At 32.5% G+C, this 22,893-nt stretch carries 22 protein-coding genes and 1 other annotated feature; of the genes, 12 read left to right on the top strand and 10 right to left on the bottom strand.

Annotated elements, in window-relative coordinates:
* On the bottom strand, positions 1 to 585 hold a 585-nt coding region (locus F553_RS0107750; RefSeq protein ID WP_018999668.1), incomplete at its 3' end, for an S-layer homology domain-containing protein.
* A gap of 461 nt (positions 586 to 1,046) precedes the next feature.
* On the opposite strand from F553_RS0107750, the gene F553_RS0107745 reads away from it, so the two are divergent.
* Entirely contained in the window at positions 1,047 to 1,709 is a 663-nt protein-coding gene (locus F553_RS0107745) for an MgtC/SapB family protein (protein WP_018999667.1), read from the top strand.
* A gap of 185 nt (positions 1,710 to 1,894) precedes the next feature.
* Positions 1,895 to 3,148 carry a serine/threonine transporter SstT gene (sstT, locus tag F553_RS0107740; RefSeq protein ID WP_018999666.1) on the top strand — a complete coding sequence of 418 codons (1,254 nt, stop codon included), beginning with the start codon at positions 1,895 to 1,897 and terminating at the stop codon, positions 3,146 to 3,148.
* 134 nt (positions 3,149 to 3,282) lie between these two features.
* Here sstT and F553_RS0107735 read toward each other — a convergent pair whose 3' ends face one another.
* The 3 genes from F553_RS0107735 to F553_RS0107725 are packed head-to-tail and all read right to left on the bottom strand — an operon-like array spanning position 3,283 to position 5,658.
* A complete protein-coding gene (locus F553_RS0107735) occupies positions 3,283 to 3,645 on the bottom strand; it encodes a hypothetical protein (RefSeq protein WP_015561792.1) in 363 nt (120 codons plus the stop codon).
* A 2-nt stretch (positions 3,646 to 3,647) separates the two neighbouring features.
* Positions 3,648 to 5,354, bottom strand: a complete 1,707-nt coding sequence (gene ptsP / locus F553_RS0107730) for a phosphoenolpyruvate--protein phosphotransferase (RefSeq protein ID WP_008539428.1) — start codon at positions 5,352 to 5,354, stop codon at positions 3,648 to 3,650.
* 40 nt (positions 5,355 to 5,394) lie between these two features.
* Positions 5,395 to 5,658, bottom strand: coding sequence for an HPr family phosphocarrier protein (locus F553_RS0107725; RefSeq protein WP_015561791.1), 264 nt, complete (start codon positions 5,656 to 5,658; stop codon positions 5,395 to 5,397).
* Between the two features lie 475 nt (positions 5,659 to 6,133).
* Here F553_RS0107725 and F553_RS0107720 point away from each other — a divergent pair, with 475 nt between their 5' ends.
* From F553_RS0107720 to F553_RS0107705, 4 genes are all read left to right on the top strand, one after another.
* A complete protein-coding gene (locus F553_RS0107720) occupies positions 6,134 to 6,571 on the top strand; it encodes a PaaI family thioesterase (RefSeq protein ID WP_008539426.1) in 438 nt (145 codons plus the stop codon).
* Between the two features lies 1 nt (position 6,572).
* Positions 6,573 to 7,778 carry a D-alanyl-D-alanine carboxypeptidase family protein gene (locus F553_RS0107715; protein ID WP_244263949.1) on the top strand — a complete coding sequence of 402 codons (1,206 nt, stop codon included), beginning with the start codon at positions 6,573 to 6,575 and terminating at the stop codon, positions 7,776 to 7,778.
* Between the two features lie 36 nt (positions 7,779 to 7,814).
* On the top strand, positions 7,815 to 8,756 hold the full coding sequence (locus F553_RS0107710; protein ID WP_018999664.1) for an AEC family transporter: 942 nt from the start codon (positions 7,815 to 7,817) through the stop codon (positions 8,754 to 8,756).
* A 405-nt stretch (positions 8,757 to 9,161) separates the two neighbouring features.
* Positions 9,162 to 9,797, top strand: coding sequence for an HAD family hydrolase (locus F553_RS0107705; protein ID WP_018999663.1), 636 nt, complete (start codon positions 9,162 to 9,164; stop codon positions 9,795 to 9,797).
* Between the two features lie 115 nt (positions 9,798 to 9,912).
* Here F553_RS0107705 and F553_RS11820 read toward each other — a convergent pair whose 3' ends face one another.
* The 3 genes from F553_RS11820 to F553_RS0107690 are packed head-to-tail and all read right to left on the bottom strand — an operon-like array spanning position 9,913 to position 12,567.
* Positions 9,913 to 11,265, bottom strand: a complete 1,353-nt coding sequence (locus F553_RS11820) for a glycoside hydrolase family 32 protein (RefSeq protein ID WP_018999662.1) — start codon at positions 11,263 to 11,265, stop codon at positions 9,913 to 9,915.
* Positions 11,266 to 11,296: 31 nt separating this feature from the next.
* Positions 11,297 to 12,292 (bottom strand): LacI family DNA-binding transcriptional regulator, encoded by a 996-nt coding sequence (locus F553_RS0107695; protein WP_018999661.1) that lies wholly within the window; start codon positions 12,290 to 12,292, stop codon positions 11,297 to 11,299.
* Positions 12,293 to 12,315: 23 nt separating this feature from the next.
* Entirely contained in the window at positions 12,316 to 12,567 is a 252-nt protein-coding gene (locus tag F553_RS0107690; protein ID WP_018999660.1) for a PTS sugar transporter subunit IIA, read from the bottom strand.
* A 159-nt stretch (positions 12,568 to 12,726) separates the two neighbouring features.
* Here F553_RS0107690 and F553_RS0107685 point away from each other — a divergent pair, with 159 nt between their 5' ends.
* Positions 12,727 to 13,560, top strand: a complete 834-nt coding sequence (locus tag F553_RS0107685) for an AraC family transcriptional regulator (protein WP_018999659.1) — start codon at positions 12,727 to 12,729, stop codon at positions 13,558 to 13,560.
* A 132-nt stretch (positions 13,561 to 13,692) separates the two neighbouring features.
* On the opposite strand, the gene leuB is transcribed toward F553_RS0107685, so the two are convergent.
* Genes leuB through leuC form a run of 3 tightly spaced genes read right to left on the bottom strand, consistent with a single transcriptional unit; the run spans position 13,693 to position 16,527 of the window.
* Positions 13,693 to 14,760: a 3-isopropylmalate dehydrogenase gene (gene leuB / locus F553_RS0107680; RefSeq protein WP_018999658.1), complete on the bottom strand. Its 1,068-nt coding sequence runs from the start codon at positions 14,758 to 14,760 to the stop codon at positions 13,693 to 13,695.
* Between the two features lie 8 nt (positions 14,761 to 14,768).
* Positions 14,769 to 15,263 carry a 3-isopropylmalate dehydratase small subunit gene (locus F553_RS0107675; RefSeq protein WP_008539526.1) on the bottom strand — a complete coding sequence of 165 codons (495 nt, stop codon included), beginning with the start codon at positions 15,261 to 15,263 and terminating at the stop codon, positions 14,769 to 14,771.
* Position 15,264: 1 nt separating this feature from the next.
* Complete coding sequence (gene leuC, locus F553_RS0107670) at positions 15,265 to 16,527, bottom strand: 3-isopropylmalate dehydratase large subunit (protein ID WP_018999657.1); 1,263 nt, start codon at positions 16,525 to 16,527, stop codon at positions 15,265 to 15,267.
* 325 nt (positions 16,528 to 16,852) lie between these two features.
* Here leuC and F553_RS0107665 point away from each other — a divergent pair, with 325 nt between their 5' ends.
* The 5 genes from F553_RS0107665 to F553_RS0107645 all read left to right on the top strand — a co-directional run bounded on the left by F553_RS0107665 (position 16,853) and on the right by F553_RS0107645 (position 22,835).
* On the top strand, positions 16,853 to 17,428 hold the full coding sequence (locus F553_RS0107665) for a hypothetical protein (protein ID WP_018999656.1): 576 nt from the start codon (positions 16,853 to 16,855) through the stop codon (positions 17,426 to 17,428).
* An 85-nt stretch (positions 17,429 to 17,513) separates the two neighbouring features.
* Positions 17,514 to 17,752: a binding site (T-box leader), on the top strand.
* A 48-nt stretch (positions 17,753 to 17,800) separates the two neighbouring features.
* A complete protein-coding gene (locus F553_RS0107660; RefSeq protein WP_018999655.1) occupies positions 17,801 to 19,462 on the top strand; it encodes a 2-isopropylmalate synthase in 1,662 nt (553 codons plus the stop codon).
* Positions 19,463 to 19,551: 89 nt separating this feature from the next.
* Positions 19,552 to 21,204 (top strand): dihydroxy-acid dehydratase, encoded by a 1,653-nt coding sequence (gene ilvD / locus F553_RS0107655; protein ID WP_008539522.1) that lies wholly within the window; start codon positions 19,552 to 19,554, stop codon positions 21,202 to 21,204.
* The gene (locus F553_RS0107650; protein ID WP_018999654.1) at positions 21,205 to 22,035 is read left to right on the top strand and encodes a pyridoxamine kinase; all 831 of its coding nucleotides are present in this window, start codon (positions 21,205 to 21,207) and stop codon (positions 22,033 to 22,035) included.
* Between the two features lie 152 nt (positions 22,036 to 22,187).
* Complete coding sequence (locus tag F553_RS0107645) at positions 22,188 to 22,835, top strand: TatD family nuclease-associated radical SAM protein (RefSeq protein WP_018999653.1); 648 nt, start codon at positions 22,188 to 22,190, stop codon at positions 22,833 to 22,835.
* Positions 22,836 to 22,893: the final 58 nt, after the last annotated feature.

Here is a 22,893-nt window from a genome sequence, read left to right as displayed (position 1 = left end):
ACCGAAGAGAGGACCTTCAACCCAAGCACGATCAACTTCTACGTTGTTATCGTTTTCATCAGAGGAAAGATCCATTTCATAGTCTAAACGAGCATTAGCTGTCCAGCCGGAATCACCGATATAAGCTTTTGGTTCAAGACGGAATAAAACTTTGTTATGAGTTTCGTCACCAAGGTTAGAATCGCGATTGATATCATAATAACGATAACGGAGTTCTCCGCCCCATTTAACGTTATCGGATTTCTTTTCAAGGTCAGCAACGCGAACGCCAAGGTTATCAAGTTCTTCAGCGAATTCAGCAGCTAATTTGTCAACGAGAGCTTTATCAGCTTTTTCGAGGTCAGTTTTAGCCATAGCACGAGCTACGATCTGAGCCATTTCATAACGAGTCATAGTGTTTTGGCCTTTGTAAGTGCCATCTGGATAACCATCGATAACACCATCAGCAGCAAGAGTAGTAACAGCATCATATGCCCAGCTATCAGCAGGAACATCGCTGAAAGGATTTGCAGCAGCAAAAGTTGTGCTAGCAGCGCCAACTACGAGAGCGGCAGTGATTGCAGAAACAAGAGTTTTTTTAGACATAATAAAACTCCTCCTATAAAATATATTTTTTGTTCAATAAAAAATATATTGTTAGGAGAAATGATTGTGTATGAGTATCCACGTTTCCTCAACTTTTTTTCCTCTGCTCAATATATCTTTTTCTTGAACTAATAAAATGATAACATAAATGAGAAAAATACACAAATTTCTAACAAATGAATTATTTTAAATTATTAAAAAATAATTAAAAATATCTGTGAATTTATTAGAGAAATGAAAGTTTATTTATTAGTTTTAATGTATTTAATTTTATTAAAAAAATAAAACGAAATAAAATAACATAAAAATGCGTTCGATTAAAAAAAGATTAAAATTAGATTAAAATTTTAAATTTATTTTGTAATAGAGATAAAAAAACTAATATTTAGTATAATAAAACTTAAGAAATAGATGATTTATTTATATTTTTGATTTTGATTTTTAAGAATTTAGGTGAATATATGGAAAATGCAATAGAATATATTTTTAGAATAATTTTATCAGCGATATTAGGTGCGCTAATTGGTTATGAAAGACAATTTAAACATAAATCAGCAGGACTTAGAACGAATATTTTAGTGTGTATTGGTTCTTGTTTGATTATGATTTTGTCGAATTTATTGTATGAGCAAGTAGAGGGAAGAACAAATGCTGATCCTGCAAGATTAGCTGCACAAGTTGTAAGTGGTATAGGTTTTTTAGGTGCAGGAGCTATTATTAAAGAAGGTGTGAATGTAATTGGTCTTACAACAGCAGCTTGTATTTGGGTAGTATCTGGCGTTGGTTTAGCTGTAGGTGCTGGATATTATATAATTGCTGTTTTTGCTTCATTGCTAGTGTATATAATATTAGAGATTTTATCGCAAATGGATAGTTGGTTAGTTCCAACTGATAATATTATGATAAAAATAAGAATGATCAATGATAGTGAAAAGATAAAAGAAGTCTATAATGCATTATTAAAATTAGGTCTAAAAAGTAAAAATTTTTCGGTAGTATTTATTTCTGAAGATATTGTAGAATTAAATATTTTAATGTTTAATCCACATAAATTAAAATTAGCAGAGATATCCACATATTTTACTTCTATGGAAGGTATAATAAAATCTATAGAAATTCATTGAGTTTAAAGGGATTAGGAATGATAAAATTCTTAATCCTTTTTTTTATGTTTATATTATTATATAGAAGAAAAAATATTTATCTGAGTTTCAAGAGTGCATAATACTTGTCATTTTGGCAAAAATGATGTATACTATGAGAAAATATTTGTCTTTATATTGTGCAGTTTTAAAGGAGATGTATTATTTTGTTAAGTCGTATTGGAAAAAAATATCAAGAAATGGCTTTATTAAAACTAATAGTTTTAGGGCTTATAATTGGTATTTTCATTGCAGTGGCTGTGCCGACAGCTGTACCTGCCGTAGCTATCTTAGGGGATTTATTCGTTAAAGCTTTAAAAGGTATTGCACCTATTTTGGTATTTATTTTAGTAATGAACGCTATGGCACAAAAAAATGCAGAGGCTAGTGCATCTATAAAACCTATTGTTAAATTGTATGTACTCGGAACATTTTTTGCTTCTTTAGTAGGCGTATCTATGTCATTTTTATTCCCTACTACATTACAATTACAAGTTGCAGATGCTACAATAGCTCCACCAAGTGGTATCGTAGAAGTTTTACATAATTTACTTATGAGTATTGTTGATAATCCTGTTAATGCTTTAGTTAATGCAAATTATATTGGTATTTTAGCTTGGGCTATTTTAGCAGGTGTAGCTTTACATGCTTCTTCTGATAAAACTAAAACTATGATTGCTGATTTGGCTAGTGCTGTTACAAAAATTGTAAAATGGATTATTCGTTTTGCTCCATTTGGTATTATGGGCTTAGTAGCAAATGCAGTAGGAACAAGTGGTATTGGTGCTCTCTTAGGTTATGCTCATTTACTTGTTGTATTGCTTGGAGCATTCTTCATCGTTGCACTTGTTATGAATCCATTGATTGTATTTTTACACATTCGTCGTAATCCTTATCCATTAGTATTTGCAACTCTTCGTGAAAGTGGTTTATATGCATTCTTCACTCGTAGTTCTGCTGCTAATATTCCAGTAAATCTTTCTTTATGTAAACGTCTTGGTCTAAATGAAGATACTTATTCTATCTCTATTCCACTTGGTGCAACAATCAATATGTCTGGTGCTGCTATTACAATTGCTATTCTTTCCCTAGCAGCTGCTCGTACACTTGGTATTGAAGTTGATATTTTAATGGCATTATTATTATCCATAATCGCTACAATTGGCGCTTGTGGTGCTTCAGGTGTAGCTGGTGGTTCATTATTACTCATTCCAGTAGCATGTGCATCTTTTGGTATTAGCAATGATATCGCAATGCAAGTTGTAGGTGTAGGCTTTATTATTGGTGTGCTCCAAGACTCTTGTGAAACAGCTTTAAATAGTTCTAGTGATGTATTATTCACTGCAACAGCAGAATTTGCTGCTCGTTCTAAAGAAGGAACTCTTGATGTGAAAGATATGGTTCCACAAAATAGAGCTTGATAATAATTTATAAATGATAATAGGCGACATTTTAAGCTTTAATTGCTTTTAATGTCGCTTTTATTTTTACTTTTATTTAAAATAAAAAGGACTTAGTTTTATAAAACTAAGTCCTTTTCTATAAGTAGCTTAAACTACATTAATTTATGTTCAAGTTCTTGTATTTTCTTTTTATGATGTTCAATGGCAAATTTTAAATGACTTTGAACTTCATCGCTAGTAGCTTGTTTAAAAGCTTCTTCTAGTTTAGCTAGGCGAGTCCTAACTTCAAGAAGTTCATCACTTAATACGGTTTTTTCATTTAAACCAATGCCATAAACAGTTCTGATATCATTCAATATAATATCAGCATAACCTGGTTCAGATGATACAGTCTCAAGATATTTTGCTAATTCATAAATGATACTATAAGGATCTTTTCCTTCGTTTAACCATTTTAACAAATTCATCTTGATATTTTGCTCTTTACCATGAGCAGAATTAATATTATCTGTCATTATTATAATGCTGTTTGAAGATATTCTTTAATAGCGTTTCCATCTTCCATAGTCATAACAGTGTCTAAAGCAGCTTTAGCTTGAGCAGATGTTATGGAACGGATTTTTTCTTTTACGCGTGGAATAGATGGAGCACTCATGGAAAGTTCGTTGATACCCATTGCCATTAAGATAGCAGCAGCATTAGGGTCGCTAGCCATTTCACCGCACATACCTACCCAAATATTATTATTACGAGCAGACTCAATAGTGAGTTTAATGAGGCGAAGAACAGCTGGATTAAAGTGATTATAAAGATAACTTACATTAGTGTTAACACGGTCAACAGCAAGTGTATATTGAACAAGGTCATTAGTACCAATGCTAAAGAAATCAAGGTATTTAGCAAGTACAGGAGTCATTACAGCAGCTGCTGGAGTTTCAACCATGATACCAAGTTGAACATTATTGGAGAATGGTTTTTCTTCATGAGCAAGCTGTGATTTAGCTTCTTCGATAATTGCACGTACTTGTTTTACTTCTTCTACGTTGATAACCATTGGGAGCATCATTGCTGCTTTACCATAAAGACCAGCACGTAAAATAGCTTTAACCTGTGGCATAAATACTTCACGACGGTTTAAACAAATACGAATTGCACGGTAACCTAAGAAAGGATTTTCTTCTTCTGGGATATTTAAGTAAGGGAGTGGTTTATCGCCACCGATATCCATTGTGCGAATTACACATAAATGACCATTGCATTTTTCAATAGCTTCTTTATATGCTTTAAATTGAGTTTCTTCATCAGGAATAGTATCTCTACCCATGAATAAGAATTCAGAACGGAATAAACCAACGCCTTTAGCACCAAATTTCATAGCAGCTTCAACATCTAAATGAGTGCTGATGTTAGCCATAAGGTCAACTTCTACACCATCTTTAGTTACTGTAGGAAGTTTGGAAAGCTGAGCATAATGTTCTTTTAAGCGGCGTTGTTCTTCTAATTTTACCTGATAGGAAGCGATTAAATCTTCAGTTGGTTCGACAAAGATTTCACCAGTTTCACCATTTAAGATAACTTCAGCATTATCAGGAATATCTTTAATTTTATCGCCAAGACCTGCAACAGTAGGGATAGCTCTTGCTTTAGCAATGATTACAGCATGGCAAGTAGTACTACCATTACCTAAAATTACACCAGCAATTTTTTCAGTAGGAATGTTAGCGATAACAGATGGTTCAATTTCTTCTCCACAGAGAATTACAGCACCACCATCAACTGTTTTTTCTTTAAGACCTAAAATACGTCTTGTTACGCGTTTACCAACATCGCGGATATCTACAGCACGTTCACGGAAATAAGTGTCGTCCATTTGTTCAAAGATAGATGCATTTTCTTCAGACGCTTCAAGTACAGCTTTTGGTGCACTTCCACAAGCGCCGAGTTTTAACATAGCATTTTCTTCGAGCATAGGGTCTTGTACCATCATACGATGTGCTTCCATAATGCCTGCTTGTTCAAGCATGCCTTTATCACGAAGTGTTTTAATATTTGTTTGAAGTACTTCAGCTGCATAAGCTAAAGCTTCTTTAATTTTTGATACTTCTTCTTCAGCAGTTCCTGGAGTGTAAGCATCAATATAAGATTGTAAATCTTCTCCGAGTTTCATTACTTTGGCAATAGAAATACCAGTAATAACTCCTTTTCCTCTTAATTCGTACGGCAAAGTACAAATCCCCCTCTCTCATTAACTCTCAGTTTAGAAATTATTCTTCACCGAATTTGTTTTTGATGAGACCAGTAAGAGCATCAAGAGCTGCTTGAGCGTCGTCACCTTCAGCACTGATAGTGAGTTCAGTACCCTGAGTAAGACCAAGGCTCATGATCATAAGAATGCTTTTAGCATCAACAGTTTTACCTTTAGCAGTAAGTTTGATTTTGGAGCTGAATTTGTTAGCTTCCTGTACAAACATAGATGCAGGACGTGCATGTAAGCCAGTTTTGTTTTCAATAATAAGTGTAGTTTCCATTATAAATAAACCCCTCTCTTAATACATCATAGAACATAATTGTATATTTAACATTATCGTTTGAAAATTATGTCTTTGTTAATTATAACTAAAAATTGCAAAAATGACTAGTGCATTTTGGAAAAAAATAAGAAATTTTCTAAAAAAACTTTAATTGAACATCATTTCTGTCATTTCCATAACTAAAACATAATAAATCAAAAGAAATGTTATTTTTAAATATCGGTTTTATTACGAAGTAAAAGTCTTATAATAATGGATAAATTTTTATTTGTTAAAGTAAATTATATCTGAAAATCTCTCAATATATAATGTTAAATGCTGTTTATTTTACCTTATAGAATTTTATTCATAGAAAAAATTTTTGGTTGGTTTATTTCTATATTAAGAAATAAATAAAAAAGTTAGCTTTTTCTTGAAATCAAAAAAAACGTAAATTATAATAAAATTTATCTATAAAGGCAGGTGAAAAAGTGTGAAACAATTTAATCAAGATAATATGAAAAGTATAAGTGATTATATCAACAATTTTTATGAAGATAATCCCTTTACAAAACATTTAGGTGTAGATATTGTTTCGATTGATAAGGGTAATGTATGTGTTAGTCTGACAATTAAACATGAACATACAAATGTTTATGGCATAGCTCATGGTGGCGTGATTATGTCCCTTTGCGATATGGCTATGGGCGCAGCCTGTCTTAGTGTGGGAAAGAAAGTAGTAACTTTGGATTTTAATATTAATATTTTAAAATCTATTGATATGGAAGATGTGGCTATTGTAAAAGGAATGATTATTCATAATGGAAGAAGTACAGTAGTTGCTGAATGTGAAGTTTTTAATAAAGATAATAAATTATGTGCCAAAGCTCGTGGTACATTTTTTGTGATAGGACGATTAGCTAGTGAATGAGATGATTTTTAAACGACTTATAATTTTTAGTATAGTTTTTGTACAAATTTTTATAGCATTTAACCCAGCAAGGGCTATGGATAGCATAGTAGATGATGCTCCACCAGTAGATGAATCAAAACCATATATTCCTGTTACAGCAGATAATCTACAAGATATGACTGCTCAAGCTGCAATTTTGATAGATGCAACTACAGGTAGAGTTCTTTATGAAAAAAATCCAGATGCTAAGGCAATGCCTGCAAGTACGACTAAGATGATGACTTGCATACTTGGACTGGAAAATGCAAATGATGATGATATTGTTGAAGTTGATAAACGTGCTGTAGGTGTAGAAGGGTCTGCCATTTATATAAATGAAGGCGATAAAATAAAAATGTCAGAACTGTTGCAAGCTACAATGCTAGCTTCTGGTAATGATGGTGCTGCAGCCATTGCTTATTATGTAGGAAAAGGTTCCCTAGAAACTTTTGTGCAAATGATGAATGGTAAAGCAAAAGAAATTGGCGCTACTAATACACATTTTAATAATCCTCATGGATTGACAGACCCAAATCATTATACGACGGCTAGAGATTTAGCTAAGATTGCAAGATATGCATATCAAAATGAAAAATTCTGTAAGATAGTATCAACAAAAGAACAAGAGATACAGTGGGTAAATCCAGCGGAACGAAAAGATATTTATGGTAGTACAAATCGTTTATTGTGGAATTATGATGATGTAACTGGTATAAAAACAGGATATACTGATGCTGCTGGTGGCTGTTTAGTAGCTTCTGCACAAAAAAATGGTATTACACTTATTGCCGTAGTATTGAAAACATCAGATAGTAGAGCTCGTTTTGTTGAAGGCAGAGCTTTATTGGATTATGGATTTAAACATATAAAAGAAATGAAAACTGTTGATGAACAGAAATTAATTTCTAGTATATATACGCATAATAGCACTAATTATAAGACTACAGTAAAACCTATACAGCCTTTTACTTATTTAGTCATGGATACAGATAATGTAAATGATTTTTCTTGGAAAATGAATTTACCAGCATATATAGATGCTCCATTAAAACAAGGTGCTAAAGTGGGAACAGTTGATTTATTATATCAGAGAAATGTTGTTGGTAGTGTAGATATGGTAACGACAGAAGAAGTAACAGAAGGATTTAATCTGTTAGGCTTTTTACACAAATTATTTTTTAGTTGATAAAGATAAAACTTAATAAATGAAGGGAATGATAATATGCAAGCATTGCTACACGCTATCAGTGGTGTTTTGACTTTGATTTTTATGGGGCTGATAGGTTGCTATCTAGCTAAGATTGGTTGGATAAACAAAGATAATAAAGCTCTATTGCCGAAATTGGTAACAAATGTATCATTGCCTTTGTTTTTTATCTATAATATTACACATGCTTTTAGTCATGACCAATTATTACATTTAATAACTGGTTCTATCGTGCCATTTATTTCTATTGGTGTATGTTTTATTTTAAGTGTGTTTTTGGCAAGATTTATGTCTAAAAAAGGTCATAGAGGGATTTTTCAATCTACATTTACAACTTCCAATACTATTTTTGTAGGTTTACCAGTAACTATGGCATTATTTGGTGAGGAAGCAATACCTTATACTTTATTGTATTTTTTTGCTAATACTACATTCTTTTGGACTTTAGGAAATGCTTGTATTCAAGCAGATTCAAAAGAATTTTCTTATCAGCAAATGTTTACTTTAAAAACTTTGAGAAGAATTTTTTCTCCACCGATTTTAGGGTTTTTAGCTTCATTGATTATTTTAATTTTAGACATTCCTTTACCTAAATTTTTTATGGATACAGCTCAATATATGGGAAATTTAACAACACCACTTGCTTTGATTTTTATAGGTGTAACACTTTATTCCATGGGTTTGAAAAAAATTCGTTTTGATTTAGGTTTAATAGGTATATGTTTAGGTAGATTTATAATTGCACCGCTTAGCATGTACTTATTGTCTTTTATCTTCCCTATGCCAGAATTGATGTTTAAAGTATTTGTAATCATGGCGTCATTACCGGCGATGATTCAAACAGTAGTACTATCTAGTCTTTATAATACAGATACAGAATATGCAACATTAGTAGTTTCCGCGACTACATTATTATCTATAATTACAATTCCAATTTATATGGTATTATTATCGTAAGTTTTTGTTCATTTCTTTGATGACAAAGAAACGAACCAAAGAAATCACCGCAGATAAAATTTTAATTTTGAAAATAATTATCGCTTCATACAACGCTTAGAAACTCGCTACGCTCAAACATTCAGACAAAAACCGTATTCAGCGATAATTATTTTCAATAACCTTGCGGTTACCTTTAAAATTTTATAATGCGGGAAATAAAAATACGTATTATTTAATTGTAATTAATGTTTATATTAGTTTATGAATAAGAAAAATTATATGAAATGTTGTACCTATTAGTGGATTTTACAGCAATAAAAAATTGTTTTTATCAGAGTAAAATCAGTATCATAGGGCAACTTTCTTTTTTTACATTTCTATTTAAAAGAAGACAAACATTGCATATATTGAGGAGAAATTTTTATGTCCTATAAGGTTTATTTATTTGATTTTGATTATACTTTGGCAAATTCGGAAGTTGGTATTGTGAAGTGTTTTGAGTTGCTTATGGAGCAGGAGGGGTATCCGCTTCGTCCTAAAGATGAGATAAAAAAAACTATTGGTCTGCCTATGAGTGAGGCTTTGTCTATATTGACTGGAGAGGTTGATGAAGCAAAAATACAGGAGTTAAAAGATAAATATACTGTTTTTGCTGATTTATATATGACAGAGAATACATATTTATATAATGATACAAAAATGGTACTGAAGACTTTAAAAGAACGTGGGGCTAAGATAGCAATTATCTCTAGTAAAACACGTCGTCGTATTATGCAGACTTTGACTAGGGATAAAATAGATGATTTGGTAGAGTTTATTATCGGTAGTGAGGATAAATATGCGTATAAACCTGCTCCAGATGGAATTTTAGAAGCTGTTAAGCGTTTAAATGTAGATAAAAAAGATGTAATTTACATTGGTGATAATATTGTAGATGCACAAGCTGCTCAAAATGCGCAGGTGGATTTTGCAGGGGTATTAACAGGGAATAATATTAAAGCAGATTTTGCAAAATTTCCTCATGTTAAAATAATGAATTGTTTACAAGAATTAATATAATGTCTTGGATATAAAATTTAAAATAATTATGTAGATAAAAAGAAAAAGTAGTCAACTAAAATATATTAAACGGAAAGGGGGAATTTAATATATTTTTAGATTGACTACTTTTTGGCTATAAGTAAGAAATAGAGTTTAAATCTGTGAGTGTAGTGTAATTATTAGTATTTTGGATTAAATCGAAAACTGGATTATCATTTGTTGGATAATAACAAAATGTAGCATAATATTCTCCATCTTGTAGATATAGTTCTATAATACTATTGTCTATATAGACGGACAGATTTAATTCATCTTGAGCTTTTACTAGAAATTGACGAATGCCTTTTCCGCCTAATTTTAATTGATTGCGGTCTATAGTAAAAACAGAAGTATTTTTATCATAAGTTAATAAAATATATTCATCATTGAATTTTAATTTACCTTGCCAGCTAGAAATATCTTTAAGGGGGATAGATATTTCTAGTTTTTTATTTGCAGATAAAGAGATTTTATCTGTATTTATTTTTGTTGTAGTATTTTGATTTAATTTATTTAATTCGCTTATAGGACGTTGGTATAATTTATCATTTTTTAAAATTAATTCACGTGGTAAAGTTAAAGAATGAACCCAGCCATCATTTATAGTTGGATAATCTTGTAATTTATCTGGCATACCCACCCAACCAATTAAAATATGGCGATTTTCATGAACTAAAACTTGCGGTGCGTAAAAATCAAAGCCCATATCAAACTCATGAAATTCGCCATGAGTAAATTCTAGTGTATCAGGATTAAATTGACCTATTAGATAGCCTGCTTGATAAAGATTTTGATATTGATATTTTTGAGCTTTTAAACCTTGAGGGCAGAATACTAAAATATCTTTATCGTCTATAGTAAATAAATTAGGACATTCCCACATATAACCGAAATCAGTTAGTTGAGTTTTTAATTCACCCCTAAAAATCCAATTTTCATCAATTTCTTCATAGATTAAAGCGCAACCTGTTAAATTTTCACGTTGAGCGCCTAAAATAATGAAACTGCGATTATTTTTGGTGAATATATAAGGGTCGCGAAAATGTGTAGTATATCCTTTAGGTACGGTATCAATAATGATTTTTTCTTTGATGAATTTACCATCATCATCTTGTTTAACTAAAACTTGACGAGGATAGCGTATATTTTGTTCATCTTTTAAATTAGCTGTGTAAATAATTTCTAATTTATTATTTTTACTACGTGCAGAGCCTGAATAACAGCCATCTTTATCAAATTTGTCAACAGGAGCTAAAGCTATTTGAGGTTTAGTATAATTTATAAAATCTGTAGTTTGTGTGTATGTCCAATGTTTATGTTTATGTTCACAGCCAAAAGGATTCCATTGGAAAAATATTTGATATTTACCTTGATGATAACAAAGACCATTAGGGTCATTAACTAAGCCTTTAGGCATTTCCAAATGAAATTTGTTATGCCATTGCATAAATGAAAGTCCTCCTTCATTAAGTATTATTTTATATTTTTGCTAAGCGTGTGCTTTCACGTATGATTAAATTCATATTGTGGTCGTATTCAGAAGTTACAGGTTGATTTTGAAGCATAGATAATAATTTTTCTGCTGTTTTTATGCCTAGATGTTTATAATCAAAAGCTAGGCTAGTCAATGATGGATAAGATATACTGCCTACAGGATAACCACCAAAGCCAGCAAGTGAAATATCTTGGGGAACATGGATTTTCTTTTCATGAAAATAACGCAATAATCCTAAAGCGATATTATCTGTAGCACAGACGATTGCACTAGGTTCAAAAGATACTACAGTATCGCCTAAATTATAGGCTTGTTCAAAACTAAAATCAGTTTGGACAAAAGATATTTTACCTTGCGGATTATTAGCAAGAAAACCTTGTTTAAATCCTTCATAGCGGTCTACGCCTACAGCTTTATCTTGAGGAGATACGCCTAAAAATACCACTTGTTGATGATTTAAAGAGGCGATATATTCACCCATTAATTTGCCTGCATTGATATCATCTACTTTGATAAAATTTACTTTATCGTGGCTTTGCCCTGTAAAAATGATGGGGATATTGGCTTGATTGATTAATTTTAGATGATTGTCATTGATATTGATGGAGTCAACGATAATTCCATCTACACCTTGTTGAATTAATTGAGAGATATTATCTAGTTCTTTTTGCGAGTTTAATTCACTGATTAAAATCAAAGCTTGATATCCCATTTGTTGTAAAATTATATTAAAACCTGTCAATAATTTGCCCGCAGAAAAAGAGTCTAAACGAGGCATGACAATGCCGATTAATTTACTTTGTTTAGTTTTTAAACGCTTGGCGAAAAAATTGGATTTATAACCTGTTTCACGTATGACTTTATCAATTAACATAGCTTTTTCCTTGCTTACGTAACCATTATTTAGATAGCGAGAAACTGTGCTTTTAGCTACTCCAGCTAGATTAGCAATATCTTGTATAGTGAGTTTTTGAGTCATGATAAAGTCATCCTTTGCAATAATTATTCTTCTGGTTTAAAGCATACCATAGTTAGAGCAAAAGCGACAGCTAAACCAATAAAAGTAAGTCCAATAGCATGTTTAGTTTCAAAGAGAACTTCTACTTTAGCATCAAATGGTGCAAAGACTTTGCCTTCAGATGGCACGATACCACAGCCAGCACCCATAGCACCAGAGGAAAACGCAGGGTCTTTTATTTTGTCCAAGGCAATTAATTCGCCAGGAATAGGACTTGTTAGAATAAGATTTTTCATTTATGTACACTCCCTTAATTATGGAATTGGTTCCACTTATATGGTATCAGTTCCATAATTCTAAGTCAAGATTTAAATTTTGTATTGTGTTTTGAAAAAGAGTATATATAATAAAAATAGAGCAAGAATGGTATAAATTTTATTTGGGTGGGATTTTTTATGGAAATAAGAAAAATTTATAGTGAATTTAATACACCTGTTTATTTAAGTAAAGCATTAAATTTATATTATGGAGGCTGGGAAATTTGTTGTCCTATGCATACATTTGGGCCAGCAATACGACAGCATTACTTAATTCATTATGTAACGAGAGGCAAAGGAAGACTTTGGATGAATGATACTTGTTATGTAATAGAAAAAGATACTATGTTTCTTATTCGTCCAGGAATAACATGTGTTTATCAAGCTGATAAAGATGATCCATGGGAATATTGTTGGATTTGCATTGATGGCTATGATGTAGAAAATATGTTAAATAATAGTGGTTTTGACAAGGTAAATCCATTATTTTTTGATAAGAGTAATGGTGAAGTTAGAAATGCTATGCTTAATTTTATATTTTATTTTTCTAAGTATAAAAATAATGAATATATGTTACTTAGTCGTTTATATAATATTTTTGGTCATATGAAAATACAAATGAAAAAACAACAAGCAAAATCTATTCATGTAGAAAAAGCTATAGACTATATATATGAAAATTATTATAAAAGTATCACTATTATTGATATAGCAAATTATTTAGGTATAGATAGAACATATTTATATCGTCTATTTAAAGAAGAATATAATATGTCTCCCCAGAAATATTTATTAAATTTTCGTTTGAAAGCAGCTATGAATAAATTAGAAGGTGGAAATATGTCTATAGCTGAAATAGCATATAGTTGTGGTTTTAATGATGCATCTGCATTTTGTCATCAATTTAAGAAAGTTTATAAAGATACACCACTTAACTACCGAAGATATCCTCAATTAGCTATTCATGAATAAATAAAGAAAACCCCCTAGTTATTCACTAGGGGGTGAGTAAAGAATGTATATAAGTCCTAACACAAGAATTATATTAGAAGATAAGTTAATTGTCAATAAAATTTTCTAATAAGTTTATAGATAAAATATATATTAAATATTGTTTAATACAGCTTCAGTCATAGTTTTTGTATCTGCTTTGATGAAGCCTTCTTTATATAAATCAGGTGTGCGATATCCTTGAGCTAAAGCTTTATCTACAGCTTGTTCAATGCAAGTAGCAGCTTCTTGTTCATCAAGAGAATAACGAAGAAGCATAGCAGCAGAAAGTATAGTAGCTAATGGATTAGCAATGCCTTTGCCCGCAATATCAGGAGCAGAGCCATGAATTGGTTCATAAAGGCTAGTGGACTCACCGATACTAGCAGATGGAAGCATACCAATAGAACCACTTAAAACTGCAGCTTCATCACTTAAAATATCGCCAAAGAGATTGCCTGTTACAATGACATCAAATTGGCTTGGGTTGATGGCAAGTTGCATAGCACAGTTATCTACATAGAGATTTTCTAAAGTGATTTCAGGATATTTTTCCGCTACTTTAGCAGTTGTTCTACGCCATAATCTAGAGGTTGCTAAAACGTTGGATTTATCTACGGAAGTCACTTGATTTTTACGTTTTTTAGCAGCTTGCATAGCGAATTCTACGATGCGATTGACTTCAGGAACAGAATAATTTTCTAAATCCCAAGCACGTTCATTGCCTTCATAGATTTCACTTTCACATTTATCGCCAAAATAGATACCGCCGATTAATTCACGTACGATTAATACATCAGTACCTTTTACGATTTCTTCTTTGAGTGGAGAATATTCAACAAGAGCATCTGCTACTTTGATAGGACGAAGATTAGCATATAATCCGAGTCCTTTTCTAAGCCCTAAAACTGCTTTTTCAGGGCGAAGTGTAGGTTCTACATTATCCCATTTTGGACCACCAACAGCACCGAAAAGCACAGCGTCAGCATTTTGTGCAGCTTCAAGTGTTGTCTGTGGAAGTGGGGTGCCACATAAATCATAAGCAGTACCACCAGCAGGATGACTTTCAAATTCAAGATTTAAATTATATTTATCAGAAACTTTTTTTAAAACGGCAACGGCACTATCAGTTATTTCTTGACCAATACCATCGCCAGGAATGACTACAATTTTTTTACTCATAGATAATCTTAACCCTTCTGTTTAATGTAGTTGATGAGTCCGCCAGCTTTGGCAATATCTTGGATAAATCCAGGAAGTGGCACAGCATGGAATGTATCACCAGTTGTGAGATTTTCAATAGTACCAGTGGATAAATCAACGCGTAATTTATCATTAGCATGGATTTTTTCTACATCATCACCAATTTCAAGTAATGGTAAACCAGTATTGATGGCATTGCGATAGAAAATACGAGCAAAACTGCTAGCGATTACTACAGGAACACCAGAAGCTTTGATGGCGATTGGAGCATGTTCACGAGAAGAACCACAGCCGAAGTTTTTACCGCCGACCATGATATCGCCTTCTACTACATTTTGAGCAAAAGTTTCGTCGATATCTACCATACAATGACTAGCTAATTCTTTTGGGTCAAAAGAATTTAAATAACGAGCAGGGATAATTACATCTGTATCAATATTGTCGCCATAGCGCCAAACTTTTCCTTCTAATTTTTCAGCCATATTATTCTACCTCCTCAGGAGTTGCGATTTTTCCAAGAATTGCACTAGCTGCAGCTACATAAGGGCTAGCGAGATATACTTCACTATCTACATGTCCCATGCGACCACGGAAGTTACGATTTGTAGTAGAAACGCAACGTTCACCAGCAGTCATAATACCCATATGAGCACCAAGACAAGGTCCACAAGTTGGTGTACTTACAGCAGCACCAGCTTCAATAAATGTATCTACATAACCATTATGAATAGCATCAAGATATACTTGTTGGCTACCAGGAATGATGATACAACGAACATTAGGATGTACTTTATGACCTTTTAAGATAGAAGCAGCGATTGCTAAATCTTCTAAACGTCCATTAGTACAAGAGCCGATAACTACCTGATCAATAGTGATAGGTTCTTTGATGGATTCAACAGTATGAGTATTTTCAGGAAGATGAGGGAATGCTACTACAGGTTTTAATTCAGAAAGATTGATTTCTACAGTTTGACAATAAGTAGCATCGCTGTCTGCTTCAACGATTTCATATGGTTTAGTTACACGGTCTTTAATATAATTGAGAGTTTCATCATCTACAGGGAAAATACCATTTTTAGCACCAGCTTCGATAGCCATATTGGCAATTGTTAAACGGTCAGTCATATTGAGTTCTTTGACACCTTCGCCAGCAAATTCTAATGCTTTATATAAAGCTCCATCTACACCGATCATGCCGATTAAAGTGAGCATAACATCTTTACCACAGATATATTTAGGTTTTTTACCAGTGATATTGACTTTGATGGTTTCAGGAACTTTGAACCATGCTTCACCAGTAGCAAGGGCAACGCCTAAATCTGTAGAACCAACACCTGTGGAAAAGCCACCTAAGGCACCATATGTACAAGTATGAGAATCTGCACCGATAGTTACCATACCAGGAGCTACAAGACCTTTTTCTGGTAAAATTACATGTTCAATACCTACACGACCAATTTCAAAGTAGTTTACAATATTATGTTTATGTGCAAAATCACGAACAATTTTAGCAAGTCCAGCGGATTTAATATCTTTATTTGGTGTAAAATGGTCAGGCACAAGAGCTATTTTTGTATTATCAAAAACAGGTTTGCCAATTTTTTCAAATTCTTTAATTGCAGGTGGAGCAGTTACATCATTTGCAAGTACCATATCAAGTTTGCAATTGATGAGCTGTCCAGGTTTTACCACATCAATTCCAGCATGTTTAGCCAAAATTTTTTCGGTCATAGTCATACCCATGAAAATCACTCCAATATCGTTTATTTTAAGTTAACAAATTAACAATGTCATTAAAAGATATGATATTACAAGTGGAAAAATTTTGTCAAGAGTAATATTTTGGCGAGAAAAACAGCAAAACTTTGGGTAAAAAGTATATTACTAGGAAGATTTTTTCTTTTTTTAGGAAAGTAAAAACGGACTTTTGATTTTTAGTATAGGAAATTTGTTTTTGCTAAAAGTATAAAAAAGTTTTATTTTCATTGATATTAATATTTGATTTTAATAATTATTATGATAAAATTTACCTATTAATGAAATAAATTTCTATAAAGGAGATGGAATAATGAAAAAGTATTTGAGTTCAGTTTTGATTATGTTATGTATTTTATTATCAGCAGTAGTGGCAAGTGCTGAAAAAGCTGAATGGAAAGCGGACAATTATGATTTAAGTAAGGTACAAAAAATTTACGTTGAAGATGATGTAGAAAAAGACGAAAGTGTCTCTTTTTCTGATTTAGAAGCTTTGAAAGTACGTCAATCTTTGGACGAAAATGAAAAATATATAAAAAAATATAGAATTGTAAATAATAAAGATATAGCAGATGCTGTTTTATCTGTGAAAATGTTGACATGGGGAACTAAGAAATATTGGGTAGATGAACAAACTGTTACAGAAAACCAAACTATTACGCATACAGGCAAAGATGGGAAGACTTCTTCAGTAACAATTCCTGTAACAGTAACAAAACCGGGTTATTATTATTACACTCAGTATTTTTCCGCTAAATTTGTCTTAACTGATAAAGACGGCAAGACAATATTTGAAAGAATTGATAAAAGAGAAGATGAGAAAAAAGCCTATGATATGTTTAATAGAGCAGTAAAAGATTTCTATAAAGATGTCAATTCTTTAAAATAAAATGTAAATTTGTATACAAAACACTTGCAAAAAATTATGCTATATGATAAGGTATTAAACAGCAATATTAAACAATTATAAATATAAAAATATGAAGAAAAGGAATAGTAAAATTATTTTCTTTTACAGAGAGCTGTTGATTGGTGCAAAACAGTAAGGAAGATTTTTTGAACTCGCCTTGGAATAGCTGGCTGAACATCTTAGATTATAGATAATTAGGTTAAGTCGGTACTCGACCGTTATATTGAGTTTAAAAATGAGTGCATGTAGATATTTTTACATGAATAAGAGTGGTAACGCGTAAGTACAGCTTTCGTCTCTAGTTTTAGAGATGAAAGCTTTTTTTATAAATTGTTATTGGAGGAATACATAATGATGAATGTTAATAAATATACTAAAGGTTATTTTATGCCACCAACAGTAGACATGAGTTGGACTCAAAAAGAATATGTGGACAAAGCTCCTACATGGTGTAGCGTAGACCTTCGTGATGGTAATCAATCTTTGATTATTCCTATGAGCTTAGAGGAAAAAATCGAATTTTATAAACGCCTTGTAGAAATCGGATTTAAAGAAATTGAAGTTGGTTTCCCAGCAGCTTCTGAAACTGAATTTGAATTTTTGCGTACATTGGTAGAACAAGATTTAATTCCTGATGATGTAACAGTACAGGTATTGACTCAAGCTCGTGAACATATCATCAAAAGAACTTTTGAAGCTTTAAAAGGTGTAAAAAATGCTATAGTTCATGTGTATAATTCCACTTCTGTAGCACAGCGCCAACAAGTATTTAGAAAATCTAAAGAAGAAATCAAACAAATCGCTATTGATGGTGCAAAATTACTTAAAGATTTAACTGAACAAGCAGGAGCAAATTATCGTTTTGAATATTCTCCAGAAAGTTTCACAGGAACAGAACCAGAATTTGCTTTAGAAGTATGTAATGCTGTTTTAGATGTATGGCAACCAACAAGCGATCGAAAAGCTATCATTAATTTACCTGCAACAGTGCAGATGTCCATGCCTCATGTATATGCAAGTCAGATAGCATATATTTCTCAAAATCTCAAATATCGTGAAAATGTAGTATTATCACTTCACCCACATAATGACCGTGGCACAGGCGTTGCAGATTCTGAAATGGGCTTACTCGCTGGTGCTGACCGTATTGAAGGTACTCTCTTTGGTAATGGTGAACGTACAGGTAATGCCGATATTATCACTATCGCTATGAATATGTTTGCTTTAGGCGTTGACCCTAAACTTGATTTTTCCAATATGCCAGAAATCATTGAAATGTATGAACGCGTAACTCGTATGCATGTATATGAACGTCAACCATATGCTGGTAAACTCGTATTTGCAGCATTCTCCGGTTCTCACCAAGATGCTATCGCTAAAGGTATGAAATGGCGTGAAGAAAATGATGAACCACATTGGACTGTTCCATATCTTTTAATTGACCCACAAGATGTTGGTCGTCAATATGATGCAGATGTTATTCGTATCAATAGCCAATCTGGTAAAGGTGGCGTAGCTTATGTTATGGAACAAAAATATGGTCTTAACATGCCTAAGAAAATGCGTGAAGACTTCGGTTATTGCGTAAAAGGTGTATCTGACCATAAACATAAAGAACTTATGCCAGAAGAAATTTATCAAATTTTCCAAGACAATTATGTAAATGTTGAAGAACCATATAAATTGATTGATTTTGTTTTGAATAAACAAGCAGATGGCACATTTAAAGGTAATGTACATTTGATGGAACATGGTCATGAAGTTGTAGTAGAAACACAAGGTAATGGTCGCTTTGATGCCGCAAGTAATGCTATACAAAAAGAATTTGGCATCAAATATGATAATTTGATTTATAGTGAACATGCTATGGAAATCGGTGCTACTTCAAGAGCTATGGCATATGTAGGTATTACAGCAGAAAATGGTAAAACATACTGGGGTGCTGGTATGGATACAGATATCATCACTGCTTCTATAAAAGCTTTAATCAGTGCAGTTAATCGCATGGATTAAGAGAATTTTATTTGTATATATGATTAATCTGTTAGTATAATAAATTTATTGTTTATATATTATATGTAGATAGAAAAGGTGGTTTGTTCATGAGAAGTGATTTAGTAAAAAAAGGTGCAACTCGTTCAGCACATCGTGCTTTATTTAATGCTATGGGATATGGTCCAGAAGATTTGAAAAAACCATTAGTTGGTATTGTAAATGCTTTTAATGAAATAATTCCAGGTCATATTCATTTACGTACAATCGCTGATGCAGCAAAACTCGGTGTAGCTGCTGCTGGCGGTACACCTATTGAATTCCCAGCTATTGGTGTTTGCGATGGTATTGCTATGGGACACCCTGGTATGAAATTCTCCTTGGCTAGCCGTGAATTAATTGCTGATTCTATCGAAGCTGTAGCAACAGCTCATGCTTTTGATGGTTTAGTACTCATTCCAAACTGCGATAAAATCGTTCCAGGTATGCTCATGGCAGCTGCTCGTTTAAATATTCCTTGCGTAGTAGTAAGTGGTGGCCCTATGCTTGCTGGTCGCTATCAAGGTAAAGATGTCAGCGTAAGCACAACTTTTGAAGCTGCTGGTAAATTTACAGCTGGCAAAATCACAGAAGATGAAATGTATGATTTAGAAGCAAAAGCTTGTCCAGGTTGCGGTTCTTGCTCTGGATTATTTACAGCTAATACAATGAATACTTTAACAGAAGTATTAGGTATGGGACTTCCTGGTAATGGTACAATTCCAGCTGCTTATACTGGTGCTAGAATTTCACTTGCAAAACAAGCTGGTCATGTAATCATGGATTTAATTGCAAAAGATATTAAACCTCGTGATATTTTAACTCAAAAAGCATTTGAAAATGCAATCACTGTAGATATGGGTATTGGTGGTTCTTCTAATACTGTACTTCATCTTACAGCTATTGCACATGAAGCAGGTATTAAACTTCCAGCTCCATTATTTGATGAAATCAGTGCAAAAACACCTTATATCACAAAATTAAGCCCAGCTGGTACTCATCATATGCAAGATTTAAATGAAGCTGGCGGTGTTTGTGCAGTAATGCATGAACTCAGCAAAAAAGGTCTTATTCATTTAGATGCACTCACAGTAACAGGAACTGTTGAAGATAGAATAAAAAATAGCGAAATTCAGCGTGCTGATGTAATCAAAACAGTAGAAGCACCATATCGTCCAACAGGTGGTATCGCTATATTACAAGGTAATTTAGCTCCAGATTATGCAGTAGTAAAAGCTAGTGCAGTAACAGAAGATATGCTTTGCTATAAAGGTACAGCAAAATGCTTTAATTCTGAAGAAGAAGCTATCGAAGCTATTACTGGGGGCAAAATCAAAGATGGCGATGTAGTAGTAATTCGTTATGAAGGTCCAAAAGGTGGCCCTGGTATGCGTGAAATGCTCAATCCAACTGCTGTTATCGCAGGTATGGGCTTAAAAGTAGCGCTTATTACAGATGGTCGTTTCTCTGGTGCTACTCGTGGTGCTTGTATCGGTCACGTATCTCCAGAAGCTATGGCTGGCGGTCCAATCGCATATCTTGAAGATGGTGATATCATTGATATCGATATTCCAAATCGTAAATTAAATGTATTAATCAGCGATGAAGAAATGGCTAAACGTAAAGCTAATTGGGTAAAACCTGAACCAAAAGTAAAAACAGGATATCTTTCCCGTTATGCAAAACTTACAACATCTGCTAGCACAGGAGCTGTTTTAGAGTAAGTGAATAAACAAAAAAGAATTGCTTTAATAAATGATATAACAGGTTTTGGTCGCTGTTCTGTAACAGTACAATTGCCATTGATTTCAGCTTTAAAGATACAAGCTTGTCCGCTTCCTACTGCAATTTTAGCAGCGCATACAGGTTTTCCTGTGCATTATATGGACGATTATACTCGTCATATGAAAGCTCATATGGATAATTGGCAAGCTTTGAATTTAGAATTTGATGGCATCTTGACAGGTTTTTTAGGCTCTAAAGATCAGATTGAACTTGTATTAGAATTTGCAAGACGCTTTAAAAAAGAAAATACTTTATTTGTCGTTGACCCAGTGATGGGCGATGGCGGAAAATTGTATTCTTCTTATAATGAAGAACTTTGTTTGAAAATGCGACAATTATTGAATGTGGCTGATGTTTTAACGCCGAATTTAACAGAGGTTTGTCAATTATTGGATATAGAATATCCAAATAAAATGCCAACTGAAGCTGAATTATTAAAAATGGCACAAGCTATAGCTACTAAAGGCGTAAAGCAAATTGTAATCACAGGTCTTGTCAATGAAACAGCTGACAAAGTTTATAATTATATTTATGAGCAAGGTAAAAATCCATGTATGCAAGAGAATAATCGCATACCAGAAGAACATTCAGGTACAGGAGATGCTTTTGTGGCTATCTTGACAGCTTGTTTAGTTCGTGGAGAAGCTTTACCGAAAGCTGTGCAAAAAGCAGCTGATTTTGTAGGAAAAGCAATGGCATATACTAATTCTTTAAATGTGCCATGGAATTATGGTTTATGTTTTGAAGAATATTTAACTGATTTAAAATAATAGCGTACAAAAATAAGCTTTAATTTTACTAAACAATGTAGTTGGTAGAATTAAAGCTTATTTATTAATTATAAATATGATTTTATATTGAAGTTTAGAAGCTAAAAGGCTATAATTTTTATGTTATATTGTAACAAGGAAAAGGTGATTAAATGATATTATATACATTACATAATAATGGATATATTGATTTTAGTGAAAAAGTTAAATTATTTCCTAAAGAAAAATTCAATATGTATGTAAATTTTACCAATAGATGTAATTGTAATTGCACATTTTGTTTGCGTCATTTAAAGGACGACCATAAGTTATGGTTAAAAGATGGCGAACCTTCTTTAGAAGAAATTAAACAAGCATTTTTAAATGCACCTATGGAAAATGTAGAAGATATTGTCATTTGTGGTTTTGGTGAACCAACTATGCGTTTAGATGACTTGGTAAAATTATTGACTTTTATCCATCAAACATATCCTAAATTTAAAGTTAGAATGAATACAAATGGTTTGAGTGATTTAGAATATGGTAAAAAAACAGCTGTGTTATTTAAAGGTTTATTAAATACTATTTCTATAAGTTTGAATGAATCAAATGCAGAAAAATATTTAGAAGTTACACGCAGTCGTTTTGGTATAAAATCTTATAAAGCTATGCTTGATTTTGCAGTGGATTGCAAAAATTACATTCCAAATGTAGTAGTAACTATAGTGGATATTATCGGCGAAGATGAAATCAATGCTTGTAAAAAGGTTTGTGAAGAATATAACTTGAATTTGCGTATTCGTCGTTATGAAGCAAATTAAAAAATAGTATTTGTAAATTGAAATGTACTAGAATGATTAAGAATGGAAGCGAATAGAT

The sequence above is a fragment of the Megamonas rupellensis DSM 19944 genome (assembly GCF_000378365.1).
Taxonomy (GTDB): domain Bacteria; phylum Bacillota; class Negativicutes; order Selenomonadales; family Selenomonadaceae; genus Megamonas; species Megamonas funiformis.
The sequence above is the reverse complement of the archived record's forward strand: the minus strand, read 5'-3'. Positions and strand labels throughout refer to the sequence as shown.